Raw genomic sequence first — 19,234 nt, 5'->3', positions numbered from 1 at the left:
TTATATTTGCCGACTTAATTTAACGTAGTTATAACAAAATGCAAGGAAAAGGACTTATTACAATTGTCGCTATTGTACTAGGGTTGATTTGCTTAAACGAGCTATTACCAACATGGTACGCCAGCAAAATTGAAAAGCAGGCAACTGCTATTGCAGGAGACAATCCGGAGAAGTATCAAAAAGAAATCGCAAGACTTTCTAAGGATACTTTGAATTTAGGATTCACAAAACTTTATTACACTAAAGCCAAAGACAAGGAAATGAAACTTGGTCTTGACTTGAAAGGAGGGATCAACGTTCTTTTGGAAATCAACCAAAGAGATCTTGTGAATGATTTAACCAATTATTCTACAAATCCTGTTCTTATTGAGGCTTTAAACAAAACTGATGAAGCACAGAAGAATTCTACTAAACCTTACATCGACAACTTCTTTGAGCAGTTCGATGTAATTAACAAAGCTAAAGGGGCAAATCTTAAGTTGGCGGATCCGGAAATTTTCGGAAATACAACCCTTACTGAGGTGAAGTACAACACACCTGATGAGCAGGTGAAAAGCATTGTTAAAAGAAAAATCGATGCATCTGTAGGAACAGCTTTCGAGGTAATCAGAACGAGAATTGACAAACTTGGAGCTATCCAGCCAAACGTTCAGAGAGTACCTGGTACAGCGAGAATTTCTGTGGAAATGCCTGGTATGAAGGACATCGATAAAGTGAAGAAAATGCTTCAGACTTCTGCAAAACTTCAGTTCTGGGAAGTACAGCAGGTTCCTGAAATTGCACCTTATTTCCAGACTTTGACAACTATGGTTGCTGCAAAAGGAGATTCTATGGGAGTGGCAAAGAATGTGAACTTCATGAGCCTTTTACAGCTTGACAAATTAAGAACAAATGGTGTTGCTAACGTAAAATTATCTGATACTGCAGTTGTAAACAAAATTTTAAACAGCAAAGTAGGTCAGTCTCTACGTCCGGCTAACATTAAATATACTCAGTTCATGTGGGGTTACAAACCTGAAGCTACCGATACTGAAAGTTTAGTATTATATGCGATCAGAGGTAACATTAACCAGAAAGCTCCGGTAGACGGTGCTGTAGAAACTGCAAACATCAGCTACGATGAACTAAGCAGAGTAGTGGTAGATATGCAGATGGACTCTAAAGGAGCAAAAGAATGGAAAACATTAACTGAGAAAAACGTTGGAAAACCAGTTGCCGTAACTCTTGATAACAGAGTATACACAGCTCCTAACGTTGTAAATGCTATCCCTAACGGTAGAACTCAGATCTCTGGTAACTTCTCTCAGGAAGAAGCTAAAGAACTGGTAGATGTGTTAGGTGCTGGTAAATTGCCTGCAGGTGCAAAAGTAGTTCAGGCTACCGTTGTAGGTCCATCTTTAGGACAAGAGGCTATTGATTCTGGTTTAATGTCGTTTATCATTGCATTTGCTATTATCATTGTTTATATCATTTTCTACTACGGTGGAGCTGGTGTATACGCGGTAATTGCGATGGTGATCAACTTATTCTATATTTTCGGTATTATGGATTCGGGTGACTTTACCCTTACGCTTCCAGGTATCGCGGGTATCGTTCTTACCATGGCAGTAGCGGTGGATACGAACGTTATCATTTATGAAAGAACTAAAGAAGAATTATTTGCTGGGAAAAGTATTCTTGAAGCTTACAAAGATGGTTTCAAACATGCATTAAATGCGATTATCGATGGTCACACTACGACTTTCTTAACGGCAGTTGTATTGTTCTTCTTTGGAACAGGGCCTATTAAAGGTTTTGCATTGACGTTGATGATCGGTATCTTAATGACATTATTTACGTCTGTATTGCTTTCAAGAGTAATGATTTTCTCAAGATTAAATAAAGGAAAAGGACTTTCTGTTTGGACTCCGGCTACGAAGAACCTATTCAGAAATACCTGGATCGATTTCATCGGAAAGAGAAAATATGCTTACATCGTTTCTGCTGTTCTTACAGTTATTTGTATTGTTTCAATCGCTACACACGGTTTCAAATATGGTATCGATTTTACCGGTGGTAGAAACTATGTGGTAAGATTTGATAAAGATGTAAAAGCTGAAGATGTTGAAGAAAAATTAGTAGCATTATTCAAAACTGAAGACGGTAAGAACTCTTCTGTAGAAGCTAAAACTTTCGGAAACAACAAACAATTAAAGATCTCTACGGATTACCTTATCGAAGATGAATCTTTAAAGGCTGACCAGATTATCGAACAGAAATTATTCGAAGGTTTAAAATCAAACTTGCCGGCAGGAACAACATTGAAAGATTTCAAATCTGCTGATAAAGACCACGCAGGAATCATTTCTTCTGAGAAAGTAGGACCTTCGGTTGCTGATGATATCCAGACTCACGGTATCTATGCGGTATTAGCTGCATTAGCAATGATCTTCATCTATATTCTTGTAAGATTTAGAAAATGGCAGTTCTCTCTTGGAGCAGTTGCTGCTCTATTCCACGATGCGGTAATTATTTTAGGAGCATATTCGTTGCTTCACAAATATATGCCGTTCAACATGGAGATCAATCAGGACTTCATTGCTGCGATTCTTACTGTGTTAGGATATTCAATTAACGATACGGTAATTATCTTCGACAGAATCAGAGAATACCTGAGAGAGAAAAAATCATTAACATTAGCTGGTCTGTTTGATGACTCTATTTCAAGTACGTTGGGTAGAACATTCAACACTTCATTCACTACGATTTTGGTGATCCTTGCGATCTTCATCTTCGGAGGTGATAACTTAAGAGGATTCATGTTTGCGATGCTAATCGGTATTGGATTTGGTACTTATTCATCCATCTTTGTGGCGTCTGCAATTGCTTATGACTTCCTTAAGACTGGGAAAGAAGAAGAAGTACATGGAAAATCTACTTCTGCTAAAGAAGAACTCGCTTCTAAGTAATACAAACTACAATAAATTAGTAAGGGCCGTTTCGAAAGAAACGGCCTTTTTTTAATGAAAGCCCCAATAGTGGTCAGCTGTTCGTGCTCGTATTGCTTTACTTTTTTTAGTATACATATTAACTATTGATAATTTAGAATCATTATTTTTCAGATTTGATTAATTTTGCACCATCATGGAAAATTCAAAGAAAAAAGCAGCTATAGGCTTCATATTTATTACTTTACTGATCGATATTACGGGATGGGGAATCATCATCCCTGTTGTTCCTAAATTAATTGAGGAACTTATTCATGCAGATATTAGTGAAGCTGCAAAATATGGTGGCTGGCTTGGATTTGCCTATGCATTTACGCAATTTATATTCTCTCCGTTAGTCGGAAATCTTAGTGACAAATACGGAAGAAGACCCATCATTCTGATTTCTCTTTTCGGATTTGCAATCGATTATATTTTCCTTGCGCTGGCTCCAACGATCTGGTGGCTGTTTTTAGGAAGGATCATTGCAGGGATTACAGGAGCAAGTGTCACTACCGCCAGTGCCTATATTGCTGATATTTCCACTGATGAAGACCGTGCCAAGAATTTTGGACTGATAGGGGCAGCCTTTGGTCTTGGATTTATCATTGGGCCGGTTCTGGGTGGAGTTCTCGGGCATTACGGAGCAAGAGTACCTTTTTATGCTGCGGCAGGCCTGTGCTTACTTAATTTCCTTTACGGTTATTTTATCCTTCCCGAAAGTCTTGATAAAGATAAAAGAAGAGAATTTGATTGGAAACGTGCCAACCCTATTGGTTCATTTAAGTTTTTAGGCAAGCACCCTGAAATTTCAGGTTTGATTGTTTCTTTGATCTTAATCTATATTGCAGGTCACGCTGTACAGAGTAACTGGAGTTTCTTTACTATGTATAAGTTTAGCTGGACGGAAAGAATGGTAGGAATCTCATTGGGAGTAGTAGGTTTGCTGGTAGGTCTTGTACAGGGCGGGCTTATCAGATATACAACGCCCAGACTGGGAGAGCAGAAAAGTATTTATTACGGATTGGCTTTCTATGCAGTAGGAATGTTATTGTTTGCCTTTGCTTCAGAAGGCTGGATGATGTTTGTGTTTCTGTTTCCTTACTGTTTAGGAGGAATTTGCGGACCGGCTTTACAGTCTGTCATCACGAAAAGTGTTCCTTCCAATGAACAGGGAGAACTTCAGGGAGCATTAACGAGTTTAATGAGTGCTACATCCATTATAGGACCTCCGATGATGACTAATTTATTTTACTATTTCACGCATGATGAAGCACCGTTCAAATTTTCAGGGGCACCTTTCTTTTTAGCATTTATTTTAATGGCGGTCAGTGTGGTAATTACTTATTCTGCTTTTCAGAAAAAAAATAAAAATTTAGTTGATATCACCTCTGAAAAAGATTTTCACAAGCCATAGATTTGTTCTATTGATGAGATATAGGTGATTTTGAGTTACATCTTTCAATAAATTTACAGGAGTGAATAGTTTTGCTCATTGCTGAAACAGGAAAAACAAAATTATGAATATAGCAGACCTGGAAAAGTATTTTGAACGGATTCATTTCTTTGGAACTCCGGAATTGAGTATGGAAACACTGAAAAGGATCCATCAGCTTCATCCGAAACATATACCCTTTGAGAATATTGACCCTTATACGGGGACGGTTCCTTCTTTAAAGTTAGATGATGTTTTCAGAAAACTGGTGATCGAATCCAGAGGCGGATATTGCTATGAACAAAACCTGCTTTTAAGTGAAGTTTTAAAAACATTAGGTTTCAATGTAAAGCTTCAGCTTGGAAGGGTAGTGTGGGGAAGGCAGGAGGATAGTATTGCTGCACAGACGCATCTTTTGCTTATTGTTGATTTTGATGGAGATCAATATGTAGTAGATTGTGGATTTGGAACAGCCACGCTCACTGCACCTGTACTTTTAAATGAAGAAGAGCAGCAGCAAACACCCAACGGAATGTTTAAAGTTTCCCATAAAGAAGAAACCTATACGCTTTGGATGTGGAAGGAGCAGTGGCTTCCTGTGTATCGATTTACTCCTGAAAATGTAGTACCTGTTGACCTTGATATTTCCAACTGGTATTTGTCTACTCATCCGGATTCTCATTTTAAGAGCAGACTGATTCTTTCAAAAGTAGATGAGAATGCTCGTTATACCTATACAGACCATGTTCTGAATATCCGGACTCGTGATGGTGAAAAGGAATCTATAACGATAGAAAATGATATACAGCTCTATGAAATATTGATTAATACTTTTGGGCTTAAAGAAAATGCGATAGAAGCGTTGAAGTCAAAAGTCAGAATCTGGTAAGACTTATAAAATATAATAAACGGGAAGCTCAGTGAGCTTCCCGTTTTGATTAAAATCTGATTTTTATGAAAATAACTATGGATAAAGGGATTTTGTCCCGTTACTTACAATATTGCTGCCTAATCCGGAGAATGATACAGAGAAATTAGTGGAGTTAAAGCTTAAAGAACCTGTTGGTGTACAAAGCCCCAGTGCATAGCGACATTGCCCGTAAGCTCCTGTCTTTTTAGTTATTTTACTTTCGCTTTTTGCTTTCCCTAAGCTTATATAGCCCCAATCACTTACATCTGCATTGGAAACGGTGGATCCTGAATAATAAATGGTAATCTTATATCCGGCTTCACCTCGTTTAGAACCCCAAAGCCAATTGGCTGTCCACCACTGTTTATACCATGTAGAAGCTACTTTTGAAGCTTCTCTGTCAGATGTTTCTGAATTTCCTCGGGTATCCATCATCACAAGTCCTCCGAAGATATTGTCCCAGATAATCCCTGAATCTCCATAAAAACATAGGGTGGTAAATTTTCCGTTTTTGCCGTTCCATGTTACTTCCATAACCTGGGTGCCCGCTTTTACTTCTCCGGTGATGGCTTCTTTTAATCCTTGTTGGGCGATTGTTAAATCCTCACCATGATATAAATCTCCAATTTTTCCGATTTTTACAGAGGATGGATCCAAAATATTTCCGGAAGCAATGAACTGATCTTTATCCGTAATCAGTTTTTTAGACAGTTCTACCCCTTGTTGGGTTGAAATTTTTCCCAATACAGCCACTCCCACAATCTGTAAATCATTTTTTAAATACGTTTCGAGATTTTTGGTGGATTCATTCAGTTGAAGCTGTACTGCTTCTGGAATAAGTTGAGAAGACGAAGGAGTAATTTCTTTTTTCAGCTCATCGATGGTTGTCTTAGCCTGAACAGCTTCCTGTTGGTTCATTTCATTGTTTTCATTCTGGCAGCTGTAGAGTGCCATTACCGATAACACGGCGAAAACTTTAAAAGTAGTCACTAGTTTTTTCATAATTAATATTTGTTTGGTTGTGCATTATAAATATACATAATTGTTGCTTAATTCTCGCTATTTTGAATTAAATATTTGTTAATTGATATGTCGGGTTTGTAGGTTGCAGATGTTAGCTAGCTAAGTTTGAGAGTGGGAGAGTTTTAGGGTTCAAGGTTCTTAGTTTAAAGTTTGTGGGTAAACAGTAATAAAAAGAAAGAGCAACTCGCCCCACGTAAAAAAGTAATCTCAAAACCCGCAACCCGTCTAAAAACCTTAAACCTTAAACCTTGAATCCTGAACTTCATTATAAAATCTTAAAATTTGTTTAAATTTTTAGTTTACAGTCTATAAATGCAATAATCTTTCGTAATTTTACACCATGGAATTAAGCATTGGAGAAATGGCACTCATTGCCATTGCAATCGTTGTATTATTCGGTCCGGATAAGCTGCCCCAGATTGCGCGTGACTTAGGTGCAGGCGTTAGAAAGATGCGTGGAGCAGTAGAAGATATCAAAACTGAAATCATGAAGGAAACAGATAATCCTGTTTCTGAAATCAAACGTGAGATTGAGAAGGTAAAAGATGCTGCAAAGGATTTCAACCCGATGAATGATATTCAGAAAGATATTCTGACGGAACCTTCTTCTGTTGCTTCCAATGAGCCTCCAAAACCGAAGCCTGCAGATGATGAGACTTACGAAGGACCTGTAAGCAGATAAGTATGGAGGAAATCATTCAGGAAGATAAGAAGGTATTTCTTTACCTTAATAATTTGGGCGATTCATCTTTCGACCAGTTTTGGATGCTGATTTCCAGTACCTGGATCTGGGTGCCTCTTTATATTATATTTCTTTATTTTTTATATAAAAACCACAAACTAAGATCATTAGTTTTTATCCTTATATTTTTGGCTATTGGAGCAACGGTTTCTGATCAGTTAGCCAGTGTGTTCAAATATGGTGTGGCAAGGCTCAGACCGTGTCATGATCCTACTTTAGAGCATCACATGAGAATTGTGAAATGTGGTGGACAGTTTGGATTTTATTCTGCTCATGCTTCCAATACATTCTTTTTGGCATCCTTTTTAAGTATTTTATTAAAAAATAAGCTTAAATGGTTTCCATATGCTATATTTGTATGGGCTATAGTGGTTTCCTACAGCCGTATATATTTAGGAGTGCATTTCCCGATAGATATTTTGGTGGGGGCGTTTGTTGGATCTTTATTGGGAGTGATATTTGGTGCACTCGCCAAAAAAGTGATCAACAAACAAACTATAACTTCATGAAAAAAACTTTACTAGTAGTAATTTCCCTCTGTTTTTCTTTAAATTTCTATGCCCAGGATAAAAAACTGGCTGAAGAATGTTTTCAAAAAGCTGATTATAAATGTGCAGAAGAGCAGTATTTAAAATTGGCAGAAAAAGAACAGATCCAAAAATTTCAATCAGAATATTACGATTATCTCGGAACAGCTCAGAGAAGGCTTGGAAAAACGACGCAGGCTTTTAAATCCTACGATTCTGCCCTGAAAGCAAATCCACTGTCGGTTTCTGTATACGTCAATCTTTCGTCGCTTTACAGTCAGAAAGGAAATAAAGTAAAAGCCCTGGAATATATAGAAAAAGGACTTCAGGTAAATGCTGAAACTCCGGATCTGTATCTTACACGTTCCAAAATTTATGACAGTCAGGGAAAAAAAGACCTGGCGATCAAAGACCTTAATCAGATTCTGACTTTTGCTCCTGACAATCTTTTTGCAAAAACAGGACTGGCCAATCTGAAAAAAAATAATGGTGACCTGGACGGAGCTTTAAAAGATTATAATAAACTTCTTTCTGAAAAACCGGAATCACTGCTTTATAATGGAAGAGCAGACGTCTATTTTAAAATGAAAAAATATAAAGAAGCTCTTACAGATGCCAACAGAGCAATTTCCATAGACCCGAAATTTGCCCAATCTTATGTGAGCAAGGCTATGATTCTCATGGACACATCCAAAATTAAGGAAGCTTGTGAAAATCTGGATAAAGCAGTTGCTTTAGGCTATGAAAAAGCAGTCCTGACTGATTCTTATGCTAAATGTGTAAAGAAATAAATTAAAAAACACTCTACCCAAATCATTTAAATAAATCCATACTAAAAAGTCCATACAAAAAACGAAAAGAGATAGAAAGATGTTGAATATTGTTCTTGTAGAACCCGAAATACCTAATAATACTGGAAATATTGGAAGATTATGTGTAGGAACTGAAAGCAGATTACACCTGATTCATCCGTTTGGATTTGTAATTAATGATAAAAACCTGAAGCGTTCCGGGTTGGATTATTGGGTACATCTCGATGTTTCTGAATATGCAGATGTAAAAGAATGGATTAAAGTAATTCCTGATGTATCACGAGTATTTTTAATGAGTTCACATGCCGAAAAATCATACCTTGAAACGGACTTTCAGGATGGAGATTGGTTGGTTTTCGGAAAGGAGAGTGTGGGACTGAGTAAAGAGGTCCTGGACCTGTTTGAAAATCATCTTACCATTCCTATGTCGAAACTCATCAGGAGCTTTAATATTGCTAATTCTGTTGCTTTTGTGGTAGGAGAAGCAAAGAGACAGATCAGTCTGAAATAGAGATAAGTTGTCTCAAAAGTCAAATTATTTGGCTTTTGTCATTCTGAACACAGACTGAAAGGCTGCGAACGTAGCTCAGAAATGGAGTGAAGAATCTCATAAATTGTATTGGTGAGATTCTTCTTTCGTCAGAATGACATTCTCGGGAGCCTCTTTTTTTAATCGTTATGATAAGGTTTTCCCTGTAGAATCTGGTCCGCACGGTAAAGCTGTTCTACAATAAACAGACGGATCATTTGGTGGGTAAAAGTCATTTTCGATAAAGACATTTTTTCATTCGCTCTACTGTAGATCTCTTCAGAAAAGCCATAAGCTCCTCCAATCAGAATATGTATTTTCTTTACGGAGGAATTCATCCAGGTATCAATTTTCTGAGAAAACTCCCGGCTGGTAAACTGTTTTCCTTTTTCATCAAGAATCACTACCAGATCGTTTTTATCAATATGGTTTAAGAATAACTTGGCTTCTTCCTTTTTAAGAAGATCAGGAGATAGGTTTTTGGCATTTTTTACATCCGGAATTTCTGTAATTTCAAAATTCCAGTGTTTGGGTAAACGGTTGAGATAATAATTGATTAAAGAGGTAATTTCCTTATCATCTGTTTTACCGATACAAAGTAAACTGATTCGCATTGCAAGAATTTTCAGATGGCAAAGATAGGGTTTCGCAGTTAATTTGTTGCTGGTTTTTTGGTTGTAAGTTTTTTAGTTTACACTCTAAAGTCCTCCCACTCTCAAATTCTCCCTTAATCCCTGCTACCCAACATCAGCGACCTGTTATCTAATTCCTGCCACCTATCACCTTATATCTTTTCCCTATTTAATTTAATTCCCCTACCTTTGTATAAAGACAAACAGATCGATGAGTGTAAAGGTTCCTAAATTTATTTTAAAGATTCAAGAGTTTTTTGACAGCATCCATATTCCTGTTTTAGGAATATCGCTTTGGCAGATGTTTCAGATCTATATCTCCGGGATTTTTAAAGGAAAAATTGGAAGAAAAGCGGCTGCTATTTCTTGGAGTTTTACCATAAGTCTCTTTCCGTTTATTCTGTTTTTGCTTTCTGTTCTGCCTCATATGCCGCTATATGATGAGCTTCAGTTTTATATTTTTGATGTACTGATGCATAATGTTTTCCCTTCCAACATGGAAGGAGACGTGAAAGGATACATTGTAAGCAATATCATTCCGAATATGAAAGGAATCAGTAACCTGACCATTCTTCTGGCTCTTATTTTTGCGACCAATGGTACATTTTCCCTAATTAATGGTTTTAATGAAAATACAGATGAAAAATTAAGTGATGTAAAAGAGTTTATTCTTTCATTTTTTATCACGATAGGCTTTATTACCATCGTTTTTTTAACACTGTTTGGAGTGTATTACGCAGAGGTTGTAATGAAGCTTTTTACTCCGGCTTATGATGTAACATGGCTTGTAGACAACCTTTCCAAGATTATCGGGTTTGTTTCTTTCCCGCTTTTTTACTTTATACTTCTGACCTTATTTTACTGGCTGGGTACTGTGAAGATTACAAGATTCCGACAAGCGGTTCCTGGAGCTATTCTGACTACAGTATTATTTGTGGTTACAACGTATATTTTTGCTATTTATGTAAAAGATATAGCCCGATATAACGTTCTTTACGGGTCTATAGGAAGCATGATTCTGCTGATGGTTTGGGTGAATGTCAATGTATATCTCCTTTTATTCGGAAATGAGCTGAATATGGCGATCCGAAAACTCAGAATAGAAAAGCTGTTGTCTGATGAGATTGAGAAGGAAGCTTCAGGATATCACACCCAGATTACTGAACCTGACTTTGATAGTGATGAGGAACATAAAAGAAAATTGGAGAACCGGAAGAAAGATTAATTCTCTTCCAGTTCAGGGTTTTCTTTTGAGCTTACGCTAAGTATGGTAAATCCTGCAATGGCAGCGATAAAAGACGCAATCAGGATGGCAAACTTCGCTTCATCCTGAATCGGAATTTCTCCTTTGAAGGAAAGCAATGCAATAAAAATAGACATGGTAAACCCGATTCCGGCCAGCAATCCTACACCAATCATCTGAAGCCAGTTGCTGTTTTGAGGCAGTGAACTTAGTTTTAATTTAATAGCAATCAATGAAAACAGATTGATCCCGATCAGTTTACCCAATACCAATCCACAGATAATTCCCAGTCCTAATGTGCTTGTAACTCCTTCCACCATTTCACTGGAAAAAGTGATATTGGTATTTGTTAAAGCAAATATCGGCATGATCAGAAAACTTACCGGAATATGAAGCTGATGCTCCAGTTTTTCCAGAGGTGAAATTTCTACATTAGAAGCATTGGTAGGAATGGAAAATGCAAGCAAAACACCTGCTATGGTTGCATGAATTCCGGAATGATGAAGGAAATACCATAAAAATAGTCCCGGAATGATGTACAATATTGTTTTGGTTACTTTTAAAAAGTTTAAAATAAAAAGTAGGGCAGTCACTCCAAAAGATAGGAGAAGATAGCTCCAGTGGATTTGCTCCGTATAGAAAATCGCAATCACGAGGATCGCTCCCAGGTCATCTACAATAGCTAATGCCGCTAAAAATATCTTGATAGAATTAGGAATTTTTTTACCTAACATCGAAATGATAGCCAGAGAAAATGCAATATCGGTTGCCATAGGAATTCCCCAACCATTGCTGTATTCCGTTCCTGTATTGAAAATGCTGTAGATTACTGCAGGGACAAGCATTCCTCCTACCGCAGCAAAAATAGGAAGGGAGGCATTTTTAAAGGATGAAAGTTCACCCTCTACAAGTTCACGTTTTATTTCAAGGCCTACCAGAAGGAAGAAAACCGCCATTAATCCGTCATTGATCCAGATGCTGACAGGATATTCCAACCCAAAAAGATGAGTTCCTACTTCCTGGTCTAAAAAATGCTGAAAGTTCTCTGCAGCAGACGAATTGGCAATAAGCAATGAAATAAGTACACAGAAAATAAGAATAATTCCTGAGGACTGACTGTTGTTGAAAAATTTTTTAAAATAAAGAGATAAATTCATGTTTACGATTGTACTCGTCTCACTCTGGAAACACCATTAATATTTTTAAGTTTTTTAAAGGTCTCTTCTAACTGACCTTTATTTTTGACTTCGAGGTTGATATTTCCTGTGAAAACACCATTGTTGGATTCAATAGACATACTTTTCATATCCATCCCCATACTTCCACTGATGACAGTGGTGATATCATTAATCATACCCATTCTGTCAAGTCCTTCAATTTCAATTTTTACTCTGTTTTTGAAGCTTTCTGCATTCACCCACTTGGCCGGAATAACACGATAATCGTACTGAGCTCTCAGATTGATGGCATTCGGGCAGTTGTCACTATGCACTTTGATTCCGTCTGAAATCGTGATGAATCCGAAAATTTTGTCTCCCGGAATTACGGTACAGCATTTTGCATACGTATAGTTAAGCTTCTCTTCGTCCTTCCCAAAGACAATCATGTCAAGGTTTTCCTCTTTCAGATCCTCGAAATGCTGACTTTTATTAGGCGATTTTCTGAATCTTGAAAGTAAATTGTTGAATACGTTTTTACTTTCTATATATTTTCTCAGGCTGCTTACATCCAGTTCATTACTTTGGAATTTAAGGAAGAGCTCCTGAGATGATTTTAAATTAAAGAACTTTTGCAGTTTATTAATTTCTTCATCATTAAAATTAATTTTCGCATGACGAAGTTTTCTCTGCAGAATTTCTTTTCCTTCTTCCACCAATTGGTTTTTCTGAGAGTTCAGATAACTTTTAATCTTAGATTTGGCTTTCGATGTTACTACGAATTCCAGCCAGTCAGATTTAGGCTTCTGATTCTGTGACGAAAGAATATCTACCTGATCTCCGTTTTGAAGGATGTAGGAAATAGGAACCAGTTTTCCATTGATCTTGGCACCTAAGCATTTCATTCCCAGATCGGAGTGAACAGAGAAGGCAAAATCCAGAGCGGTAGCATTGGTCGGAAGGATTTTAATTTCTCCTTTTGGCGTAAAGACAAATACTTCTTTGGAATATAAGTTAAGCTTAATGTTATCCAGAAGCTCCGAGGTGGAAAGATTCTGCTGCTGTTCCAGTACTTCACGGATCTCGGTTACCCATTTTTCAAAATTTCTGTCATCAGAACTCTGTTTGTAACCTTCTTTGTATTTATAGTGTGCAGCAACTCCTTTCTCAGCAATTTCATCCATTCTTTCCGAACGGATCTGTACTTCAATCCACTTTTTATCAGGGCCTAAAACCGTTAAATGTAAACTTTCATATCCTGTAGAACGGGGCTGGGTAATCCAGTCACGCATTCTGGAAGGGTTACTGTGGTATACATCCGTAACGATAGAGTAGATCTTCCACGCCAGAAATTTTTCATTTTTTGCATCCGATTTATAAATAATTCTGATCGCATAGTTATCAAAAACCTCTTCAAAGGAAACTCCCTGTTTCAGCATTTTTCTGTAGATGGAAGAAATAGCTTTCGCGCGGCCTTTGATTTTAAAGTTTAAGCCTTCTTCATGAAGTCTTTCAGATACTTCTTTTTTAAATTCTTCAATATACCTTTCACGGCTTTCCTTGGCCAGTTCCAACTTCTCCGTGATCTCGTTATAGACTTCGGGATTATTATACTTTAAAGAAAGATCTTCCAGCTCGGATTTGATATTATACAATCCAAGACGGTGAGCCATTGGAGCATAGATGTAAACCGTTTCCGAAGCAATTTTTTTCTGCTTGTCCGGAGCCATGCTTTCCAGCGTCCTCATATTATGGAGACGGTCTGCAATTTTAATCAGAATCACCCTGAAATCCTCAGATAATGTCAGTAAGAGTTTTCTGTAGTTTTCAGACTGTACAGAGATATTCTGATGGTTCATGATGGAAATTTTCGTCAGTCCATTCACGATATTTGCAATCTTCTCACCAAAGATTTTTTTCAGATCTTCGTAGGTATAATCAGAATCTTCAATCACATCGTGCAGAAGTGCACAGGCAATAGAAGTAGCACCCAGACCAATCTCTGTTGCTACAATTTTAGCAACAGCAATAGGGTGGTAGATGTAAGGTTCTCCGGATTTTCTCCTTTGATCCTTGTGGGCATCCAGCGCGATATCGAATGCCTTTCGGATGAGCTTATTATTTTCCTCATCCAATGTTCTGTATGTATTAGAGATCAGGTCCTTATATCTGGCAAGGATCTCTTTATTCTCTTGTTCTAAATCGTAGCTCATTTGTGCACATGCCTATAATTAGACGAAAATACGAAATTTTTTAGTTTTTTCAAACATAAAAGATCCGCAGTATACACTACGGATCTTCGGCTATTAGATTTTATATCGATTAGAATTTGACTTCAGAATTCATACCGTCACTTGATGTTTTGATTTTAATATCAGGGCTGCTGTGGATTTCAGCTCTGTTTCTTGCATCAATATACCTTTTGATGGTATCGTAATTGGTTTCATTGATGTTCATATTTTCAAATAAGTAGGATTTCAATGCTGCATTCTGAACAAATGCATTCCGTGCAAGGTCAATCTGAGTAAGATCATTAACGGTAACACTTGCCAAATATTGGGAATTACCGGAACCATCATTAAGGTATACAATGTAATCTGAAGTTCCGAATCCTGAATTTTCCAGATCACTTTCCAGTTTTTTGTAGTCGCTGTGATGACCAAATACTCCAGCTAATATATGTGACATAGTTAATTGGTTTTAAAGTTCCCATTAAAGTTAGTAATAATTTTCTGATTATCATTGCATTTGAGTCAATATAATTTGTTAATTAATATTTGGTTTTCAATAGATATAGGTAATATTTAAGAATAATTATTGAACGGGTGTTTAATTTTAACAATTGGATAATATTCGTTTCCATCTCCTGATAATTTCCTTGTTCTAAAATAAAAAGCCCTGAAAATAACTTCCAGGGCTTCTATTGGTTAAAAAATTGATTAAATTTAAATTCTTTCGTTTTTAATTTCCTCTACAATTTCAGGATTTAAAAGTGTACTGATGTCTCCGAAATTACTGAAGTCACCCTCTGCAATTTTTCTCAGAATTCTACGCATGATCTTTCCGGAACGGGTTTTCGGAAGCCCGGAAACGAACTGTATTTTATCCAGTTTCGCAATGGGTCCGATCTGATCCGAAATTAACTGATTGATTTCCTTTTTAAGATTTTCCTTATCACGTCCTTCTCCGGTTTCTTTAAGCATTACATAGCCATACAGCGCATTTCCTTTGATGTCATGAGGGTAACCTACAATGGCGGATTCTGCAACAGCCGGATGCTGGTTGATGCTGTCTTCAATAGGTGCTGTCCCAAGATTATGCCCTGAAACGATAATTACATCATCTACACGCCCGGTAATTCTGTAATAGCCCACTTCATCCCTCAAAGCTCCGTCTCCTGTAAAATATTTTCCAGGGAAAGCTGTAAAATAAGTTTCTTTATATCTCTGATGGTCACCCCAGATGGTTCTTGCGATTCCGGGCCATGGAAAACGGATACAAAGATTTCCTGTCACCTGATTTCCTGTGATTTCATTGCGCTTATCATCCATCAGAACAGGTTGTACACCTGGTAAAGGAAGGGTAGCGTAAGTAGGTTTTGTAGGCGTTACAAAAGGAAGCGGTGAAATCATGATTCCTCCTGTTTCCGTTTGCCACCATGTATCTACAATCGGACATTTTTTCTTTCCGACATGGTCATTGAACCAGTGCCATGCTTCATCATTGATAGGTTCACCTACTGAGCCAATGACTTTCAGAGAACTCAGATCATGTTTGTCTACCCATTCCGTACTTTCTTTTGCTAAGGAACGGATTGCAGTAGGTGCCGTATAAAACTGAGTGATCTTGTGTTTTTCAATCACTTCCCAGAAACGATCCGGTTCGGGATAAGTAGGAACGCCTTCAAAGATCACTGTAGTAGCGCCGTTCAACAGCGGCCCGTAAAGAATATAGGAGTGTCCGGTGATCCATCCGATATCTGCCGTACACCAGTAAATATCATTTTCTTTATAGTTGAATACATTTTTAAAAGTATATGCGGTGTACACCATATACCCGGCGCAGGTGTGCAGCATTCCTTTGGGTTTTCCTGTAGATCCGGAAGTATATAAAATAAAAAGAGGATCTTCAGAATCCATAATGACAGTAACGAAATCAGGAGAAGCTTTTTCATACAGATCGGCCATCCAGTAATCTCTTCCTTCTTTCATTTTAATTTCGTTGTGGGTTCTTTTTACAACAAGAACTTTCTCCACGGTCGGCGTTTTTTCCAGCGCATCGTCTACAATGCTTTTCAGATCCAGAACTTTATTACCTCTGTAGCTTCCATCTGATGTGATAACCATTTTTGCTTCACAGTCATTGACCCTTGAAGCCACTGCTGAAGCTGAGAATCCTGCAAAAATAACAGAATGAACAGCTCCCAGTTTTGCACAGGCAAGCATCGTAACAGCCAGTTCAGGAATCATAGGAAGATAAATGCAGACCCTATCTCCTTTTTCAATACCCATATCGCGCAAAACATTGGCCGTTTTATTCACCCGGGTGTATAATTCGTTGTAAGAAATATGCTGTGCTTCTTCCTTAGGATCGTTGGGTTCCCAGATGATTGCTGTTTTTTCCCCTCTTATGGTAAGATGTCTGTCGAGACAGTTTTTGGTAATATTGAGTTTCGCATTTTTAAACCAGGTGATCTTCGCTTCATTCATGTCGTACTTAACAACCTTGCTCCATCTCTGATACCACACGAAGTTTTGATCTGCAACTTTATCCCAGAATTTTTTAGGATTTTTGATAGACTTCTTATAGTCTTCAAAATATTGTGGTAAATCTTCTATTAAGTAATTTCTCATATCCCTTTCGTTTTTGAAATTTGAATTTATTATATTTTAAATTTATGTTTAATTTCCCGTTTAAGCTCTATAAACCTGGATTTTTTCCTGGATTTCCTCAATGATTTTTTCATCATCAATAGTGGATGGAATCTGAAAATCTTTACCGTCCAGCAGTGTCCGGATCAGCTTTCTTAAAATTTTTCCGGATCTCGTCTTGGGTAAACGTTTGACAACCATTACGTTTTTTAAAAAAGCAACTGCTCCGATTTTGTTGCGAACCATCTGAACGATGTCTTTTTCAATATCTTCTTCAGAAATCGCCGAGCCGTTTTTCAACACCACCGTGGCAAAAGGAACCTGTCCTTTTAAATCATCATCAATGCCTACAACAGCGCATTCGGCAACATCAGGATGTGAGGAAACAATTTCTTCCATTTCGGAGGTCGAAAGCCTGTGTCCTGCTACATTAATCACATCATCCACTCTTCCTGTGATGAAAATATAACCGTCTTCATCCTGAATAGCACCGTCTCCCGAAAAATAATACCCTTTATACTGAGACAGATAACTGCTTTCAAAACGGGCGTAGTCTTTCCATATTCCAAGCATGGCGCCAGGTGGGAGGGGAAGTTTGATCACCAGATAACCTTCATGATGCGGATTGAGTTCGTAACCGTTTTCATCAAATATTTTAATATCATATCCCGGAACAGACTTTCCTGCAGATGCTCTTTTGATCTGATAATTTTCATCATGAGTCAACAACCCCAGCATTGGCCAGCCGGATTCTGTCTGCCACCAATGGTCTATTGCCGGAACACCAATATGTTCTGCAAACCAGTCCAAAGTGGCAACATCGCATCTTTCACCAGCGAGAAACTGTTTTTTAAAATGGGTTAGATCGTATTTTTTTACCAGTTCTCCGTTCGGATCTTCTTTTTTAATAGCTCTGATAGCAGTAGGGGCCGTAAACATTACCGAAACTTTATATTCTGAGATAATTCTCCAGAAAGTTCCTGCATCAGGAGTCATGATGGGTTTTCCTTCAAAAATAACAGTCGTGTTTCTATTGATTAAGGGTCCGTACACAGAAAAACTATGGCCAACCGCCCATCCGAAGTCTGAAGCAGCCCAATACGTTTCTCCCGGCTCAACACCATAGACATAAGTCATTGAGAATTGTAATGCCGTGGCATAACCTCCTGTATCACGAACGATCCCTTTAGGTTTTCCGGTAGTTCCTGAGGTGTAAAGCAGGTAAAGCGGATGAGTGGATTCTACAGAAACGCAGTCCGCAGAAGCTGATTTTTCTACCAGTTCTTCATAATCAATAAGACCTTCAAACATCTCATCCTTATTATCAACGAGTTTTCTGTTGTATACAACAATATTGTCTACTTTGTCCTGAGCCAGCTCAATTGCTTTTTCTACCAGTGGCAGATAAGGGATTCTCTTTGCAATTTCGACACCGGCCGTGGCTGTGATTAAAACTTTCGGTTTGCAGTCATCAATTCTGACAACAAGCTCATGAGGAGCAAAGCCTCCGAAAACCACATTGTGAATCACCCCGATTCTTGCGCATGCCAGCATGGCAAAAAGTGTCTGCGGAATCATAGGCATATAAATAACGGCTGTGTCTCCTTTTTTTAACCTTAAAGAAACCAATCCTCCTGCCAGTTTTGCTATTTCCTCTTTTGCCTGATGAAATGTGTAGGTTTTCTTCTGATGGGTTACAGGAGAATCATAAACGATCGCAACCTGATCTCCGAAGCCGTCTTCAATGTGTCTGTCAATACATAAGTAACACATATTGAGCTTCCCATCAGAAAACCACTGTGGGTAATCGTTTTCACCATTGGAAAGAATCTGCTGCGGAAATTCAAACCATTGTATTTTCCCGGCCTGTTCCTTCCAGAAGTCTTCTTTGTTTTCTATGCTTTGTTTAAATAAGGTATCTGTATTCATATCATTAGTTGTGTGTTAGTTTTTTATCCTTGTCAAGGTTTTAAATCTTGACAAGGATAAGTAGTCGTATCATTGCGAGCCGCAGGCGAAGCAATCTCTTAGAACATCTCCTCAATTTGTTGCATCAGTTTTTTTATTGAATAAGGTTTGGTTACATAGGCATCTGCGCCCATTTCCAATCCTCTTTCAATATCTCTTGGGTTATTTTTAGCACTTAGAAAGATCACTTTGGTGTCTTTCAGTTTTTCATCCTGTTTAATAAGATCCAGGGTGCTGTAGCCATCAAGATTCGGCATCATGATATCTAGAAGAATCACATCCGGAACCATGGTTTTCAGAAAGTCAAGGACTTCCATTCCGTCACGGGCAATATAAACATCATATCCGTTTTTCTTAAAACTGTATTCCAACGACATCAATATTTTGTGTTCGTCATCCGCAATGATTATCTTTCTCAT

General features: G+C 37.8%; 16 protein-coding genes. 8 read left to right on the top strand and 8 right to left on the bottom strand.

Annotated features, from left to right (window positions below; translation table 11 throughout):
- Positions 1-38: 38 nt before the first annotated feature.
- The 3 genes from secD (at position 39) to A1704_RS04185 (ending at position 5,290) form a co-directional block, all read left to right on the top strand.
- On the top strand, positions 39-2,948 hold the full coding sequence (secD, locus tag A1704_RS04195) for a protein translocase subunit SecD (protein WP_062670743.1): 2,910 nt from the start codon (positions 39-41) through the stop codon (positions 2,946-2,948).
- Between the two features lie 175 nt (positions 2,949-3,123).
- Positions 3,124-4,383: a TCR/Tet family MFS transporter gene (locus A1704_RS04190; protein ID WP_062670742.1), complete on the top strand. Its 1,260-nt coding sequence runs from the start codon at positions 3,124-3,126 to the stop codon at positions 4,381-4,383.
- A gap of 103 nt (positions 4,384-4,486) precedes the next feature.
- The gene (locus A1704_RS04185) at positions 4,487-5,290 is read left to right on the top strand and encodes an arylamine N-acetyltransferase family protein (RefSeq protein ID WP_062670740.1); all 804 of its coding nucleotides are present in this window, start codon (positions 4,487-4,489) and stop codon (positions 5,288-5,290) included.
- Positions 5,291-5,365: 75 nt separating this feature from the next.
- On the opposite strand, the gene A1704_RS04180 is transcribed toward A1704_RS04185, so the two are convergent.
- Complete coding sequence (locus A1704_RS04180; RefSeq protein ID WP_062670738.1) at positions 5,366-6,313, bottom strand: hypothetical protein; 948 nt, start codon at positions 6,311-6,313, stop codon at positions 5,366-5,368.
- A gap of 361 nt (positions 6,314-6,674) precedes the next feature.
- Here A1704_RS04180 and A1704_RS04175 point away from each other — a divergent pair, with 361 nt between their 5' ends.
- From A1704_RS04175 to A1704_RS04160, 4 genes are all read left to right on the top strand, one after another.
- The gene (locus A1704_RS04175; RefSeq protein WP_034696279.1) at positions 6,675-7,016 is read left to right on the top strand and encodes a Sec-independent protein translocase subunit TatA/TatB; all 342 of its coding nucleotides are present in this window, start codon (positions 6,675-6,677) and stop codon (positions 7,014-7,016) included.
- A 2-nt stretch (positions 7,017-7,018) separates the two neighbouring features.
- On the top strand, positions 7,019-7,585 hold the full coding sequence (locus A1704_RS04170; RefSeq protein WP_062670736.1) for a phosphatase PAP2 family protein: 567 nt from the start codon (positions 7,019-7,021) through the stop codon (positions 7,583-7,585).
- Complete coding sequence (locus tag A1704_RS04165) at positions 7,582-8,394, top strand: tetratricopeptide repeat protein (protein ID WP_062670734.1); 813 nt, start codon at positions 7,582-7,584, stop codon at positions 8,392-8,394. The genes A1704_RS04170 and A1704_RS04165 overlap by 4 nt, the downstream gene beginning before the upstream one ends.
- A 79-nt stretch (positions 8,395-8,473) precedes the next feature.
- Positions 8,474-8,926, top strand: a complete 453-nt coding sequence (locus tag A1704_RS04160; protein WP_062670732.1) for a tRNA (cytidine(34)-2'-O)-methyltransferase — start codon at positions 8,474-8,476, stop codon at positions 8,924-8,926.
- A 158-nt stretch (positions 8,927-9,084) separates the two neighbouring features.
- Here A1704_RS04160 and rlmH read toward each other — a convergent pair whose 3' ends face one another.
- Positions 9,085-9,558, bottom strand: a complete 474-nt coding sequence (rlmH, locus tag A1704_RS04155; protein ID WP_062670730.1) for a 23S rRNA (pseudouridine(1915)-N(3))-methyltransferase RlmH — start codon at positions 9,556-9,558, stop codon at positions 9,085-9,087.
- A gap of 229 nt (positions 9,559-9,787) precedes the next feature.
- Here rlmH and A1704_RS04150 point away from each other — a divergent pair, with 229 nt between their 5' ends.
- Positions 9,788-10,801, top strand: coding sequence for a YihY/virulence factor BrkB family protein (locus A1704_RS04150; protein ID WP_062670728.1), 1,014 nt, complete (start codon positions 9,788-9,790; stop codon positions 10,799-10,801).
- On the opposite strand, the gene nhaA is transcribed toward A1704_RS04150, so the two are convergent.
- From nhaA to A1704_RS04120, 6 genes are all read right to left on the bottom strand, one after another.
- Entirely contained in the window at positions 10,798-11,976 is a 1,179-nt protein-coding gene (nhaA, locus tag A1704_RS04145) for a Na+/H+ antiporter NhaA (protein WP_062670726.1), read from the bottom strand. The two genes, A1704_RS04150 and nhaA, sit on opposite strands and share 4 nt — an antisense overlap.
- 2 nt (positions 11,977-11,978) lie before the next feature.
- Positions 11,979-14,189, bottom strand: a complete 2,211-nt coding sequence (locus A1704_RS04140) for a RelA/SpoT family protein (protein WP_062670724.1) — start codon at positions 14,187-14,189, stop codon at positions 11,979-11,981.
- Positions 14,190-14,298: 109 nt separating this feature from the next.
- Positions 14,299-14,664 (bottom strand): hypothetical protein, encoded by a 366-nt coding sequence (locus A1704_RS04135; protein WP_062670722.1) that lies wholly within the window; start codon positions 14,662-14,664, stop codon positions 14,299-14,301.
- Between the two features lie 257 nt (positions 14,665-14,921).
- Complete coding sequence (gene acs / locus A1704_RS04130; RefSeq protein WP_262486808.1) at positions 14,922-16,859, bottom strand: acetate--CoA ligase; 1,938 nt, start codon at positions 16,857-16,859, stop codon at positions 14,922-14,924.
- Between the two features lie 30 nt (positions 16,860-16,889).
- Positions 16,890-18,776, bottom strand: coding sequence for an AMP-binding protein (locus A1704_RS04125; RefSeq protein WP_062670718.1), 1,887 nt, complete (start codon positions 18,774-18,776; stop codon positions 16,890-16,892).
- A 98-nt stretch (positions 18,777-18,874) separates the two neighbouring features.
- Positions 18,875-19,234 carry a response regulator transcription factor gene (locus tag A1704_RS04120; RefSeq protein WP_062670716.1) on the bottom strand — a complete coding sequence of 120 codons (360 nt, stop codon included), beginning with the start codon at positions 19,232-19,234 and terminating at the stop codon, positions 18,875-18,877.

It is taken from the genome of Chryseobacterium cucumeris, from assembly GCF_001593385.1.
Lineage (GTDB): Bacteria > Bacteroidota > Bacteroidia > Flavobacteriales > Weeksellaceae > Chryseobacterium > Chryseobacterium cucumeris.
The sequence above is the reverse complement of the archived record's forward strand: the minus strand, read 5'-3'. Positions and strand labels throughout refer to the sequence as shown.